The organism is Haloquadratum walsbyi J07HQW2 (assembly GCF_000415985.1).
Lineage (GTDB): Archaea > Halobacteriota > Halobacteria > Halobacteriales > Haloferacaceae > Haloquadratum > Haloquadratum walsbyi_B.
This window is the reverse complement of the sequence record NZ_KE356561.1, coordinates 308,184-311,639: the sequence shown is the minus strand read 5'-3', so window position 1 is coordinate 311,639 and position 3,456 is coordinate 308,184. Positions and strand designations below refer to the sequence as shown.

Here is a 3,456-nt window from a genome sequence, read left to right as displayed (position 1 = left end):
ATAATCAAGTTACTTCCTCAGGCATCATATCGACAGAGGGCGTGTATGTTTCAAAATTTTCTTATGCCGGTCCTAGCTGATTCTACAAGCATGAGAAAGTGTACGTCGAGACGCCTATACACAGACGAGAGATTGTTGATCGGGGACAAGTGACGATTTTCAAGGAAATCTGGGATACTCACGATGTCAAAGGGGATGTGAAATTTACTTCGTGGAGGTGGATTACAAGATATAATAACATGGTCTGCAGGCAGTAGCCCGATAAATAAGAACAAGAGCTGAACAGATATTCTTGGATGTTTATTCATATACTTCTGCCCCAGCAATTGCAGTTTCTTGTTCTGACTCTCAGGAAATGAGGAGTGTGTGTCTGAATTTTTGAGTATCCAATCATTTTCAAGACCGTTTGTTAGTCGGCAGTATTTTTAGCTGGGTCCACAGGAAAGGATTCGGGTCATAATGAAGATAGTTTAGAGAAATATTAATTACCGATTCATTTCACTTGAGGATGAACCCTCACCCCCCGTGTGCGATATGAAATCAACGGGATAGTAGGGTGGGGCAGATCACGAGGCAAGCTCGAAGTCCATGCAGAGGAGATGAGTCGTGAGACGCAGGATATCACATCAATGCACACGAGCCCAAGCACTCGCCCTCATCACAATTGGATCAGTGGAATCAATCAACTCACGTGAGAGCCAAAGATGAGAAGTCGTTAAGTGCACTGTGACACAAGTTTGTCTCGTTTTTACTGTCTTACTCCACTACGGATATTGTTCATAAGATTAGTATTTAAATATTTCCTTATCATAGTTGTCCATATATCGTTTTAGTGTCTCATCTCTATAGAAACAACATCTTTGGTTACTTCACGACTGCTTCGCTTGCATACCCCCTGTCTGTCTCTTCCTATTTCATATCGCACACGGGGGGTGGGGGTAATCTGCGGTGAAGCTCTAACTTTATTCAGGATTACCGAGGATACTCTTACTAATACCCACACCAGAGAATTCCTGTTATTCTGATTTTATTTTGAAAACTCTCAGTGAGTAGTACATTTTATTACTCTCGCTGGGTCTACATCACAAGCCAGGCACCAGTTCAACTCAGCGTCTGACTTAGCTGACTCAACTATGTAGTGTTCCATTCGAATCATTTAGCCATATCGGAAAGATTCTATCTTATATCACTGATTGTGATCCAGTTTATAATGCAATAACCAACAAACAGAGAGTGTATAATACAGATCGAGTTTTCATATCGCACACGGGGGGTCATGATTTTAATGAACTCTTCTGATTGGCAGTGACAGTCACTATATGAGTCATCTCATTAAATTCATATCGCACACGGGGGGTGAATACGGCTATTTGACTTCGCTCACGGTTACAGTCATTATAAATAACCACCCGATAGAAGGCTTATATCGGCATAATTTAACCTATTTAATCACGAACATGGTATCCACATTTATTTATACTGCTGACGCAACTTCGATAATATGGCTGATGACGACAACCAACATTCTACCTCTCAGTCTATCAAAGCTCGTCTTCAGGAGGGGAATCAGAACTCTGTTTTTCGGAATAAAGGGCTTCTTGAGCTAGATACTGTAATCGATGAGGACCGAATTGTTGGTCGTGATGATCAGTTAGATAATATTATCTCTTATATACGACCGGCATTGCAGGGAAATCGTCCGCCAAATATGCTTCTCTATGGTCCCTCAGGGACTGGGAAGTCACTCATTATCAATGCAGTTTGCGAGCAGGTTCTTGAACTCGCCAACTCACAGGGAGATCGATTCGGCGTCATTAAAATCAATTGTCAAACAGTCAGCTCTCATGACCGGGCTATCTACCGACTCGTAGAGAATGCTGCCCAGAAGGCTAGTGTCGATATTGGTGTCCCTGAGAGCGGTGTCTCGACTGACCAGAAGCTTAATCGATTTTATGAGATCTTGAGCAACAACTTTGATTCAATCATCATCATTCTTGACGAGATTGACCTCTTGCTGGGTCGACGACGGAATCCAGATGATGAACCGGCATACTCGAAGCTGCTTTATCAATTATCTCGAGCATCACATCTTGGTCGGATCGGAGGACACGTATCCGTCGCTGCAATTACGAATGATCCACGATTCATGCAGAATCTTGACGGACGAGCGGAGAGTTCTTTCAATCCACAGGACATCATCTTCTCCGACTACGACGCAGATCAATTACAAGCGATTCTTAAACGTCGTAAAGATGCATACCAAGATGATGTGCTTAACGGTGGAATCATCCCGTTAAGCGCTGCTCTCGCCGCTCAGGATCATGGTGACGCCCGAAAGGCAATCGATTTATTCCGGAAGGCAGGAGAAATCGCCGACCGTGAAACAGAGGATATGGTTCATGAGAATCACGTTCGTCATGCCCAGAAAGAAGCTCGGCGGGATCGAACACTGACCCAAATGCAGGGACTATCGACCCAAAAGAAGCTTTCACTCTATGCTACTGCTGTTTCTTCTGTCTACTCACAGCGCAATTTGGACGCTATTCCCAGTACAGTTGCTTATCGAGTGTATCAGTTTCTCGTTGATATTTTAGATGTTGAGAAAAAATCACGTGAATCTTATCTGAGATACATGAACGAGGCTGAGACGTATAATCTTGTCACGTCACAAAAACGGGGACGTGGTTTCGGTAGTGGTGTACATAAGGAATACACGTTTATTGACGACTCAGAAGTGGTGGTTGAGACTCTCGAAATTGACTTTCGACTTGAGGGTGCTAAACATGAAAGAGATCTTATCAAATCTGTGGTCAATGCGCAAATAAATAATTTCTTTTGAGGGAAGTTGATAGGAGAACCGCTACCTCTGACATCAATTTCATATCGCACACGGGGGGTATCCTATATTTTTGACTCCACGGACTTCTCCAAGTGATGATTTACTCAGAGGGTAGTGCCGGGTACGATGCAAAATACCCACTTCCGAATATCTCCTTACGGAATATCACCTCAATAATCTGGTCGGCTCCGATCTTTCCCTCAAATAATATCTCAGGGTTTCGGAATTCAGCATCGATTTCTTGAATAGAATTAAATTCAGCAACCGGGGTGAGAGATTTAGCATATGCTGCTAACGCCTTTTCATACTCGCCCAAATCTCTATATGAAAATTCAATAACAGCAGAAAAGAGATCAAACTCTCCTACGTACAATCTATCTTGAAACGGTTCTGCATTAATAACAATTAGCCCCTGATGTTGGAACAGTGTATGAAGTGATCCTGCACCCTTCGTTTCGAACGTTCCCATCTCTATTCCGTGTCGAAGCGATGGATAACAGAAGACACAATTCTGACGATCTATAGGAAGAGAAATATCGTTTTTATAAGCAACCACCTGTAGTTTCGTTTCATTATCATCTCGCGTGTCTGGTCGGACGGTCGTAGTCCCTCCTGCT

At 43.1% G+C, this 3,456-nt stretch carries 2 protein-coding genes; one reads left to right on the top strand and one right to left on the bottom strand.

The genetic code is table 11. The annotated features are described in order from the left end of the window. The first annotated feature begins 1,501 nt into the window (after window positions 1–1,501). Entirely contained in the window at window positions 1,502–2,839 is a 1,338-nt protein-coding gene (locus J07HQW2_RS01525; RefSeq protein WP_021053441.1) for a Cdc6/Cdc18 family protein, read from the top strand. 100 nt (window positions 2,840–2,939) lie between these two features. On the opposite strand, the gene J07HQW2_RS01520 is transcribed toward J07HQW2_RS01525, so the two are convergent. Then, window positions 2,940–3,456 (bottom strand): hypothetical protein (locus J07HQW2_RS01520; protein ID WP_021053440.1); only part of this gene is annotated, 517 nt, incomplete at its 5' end.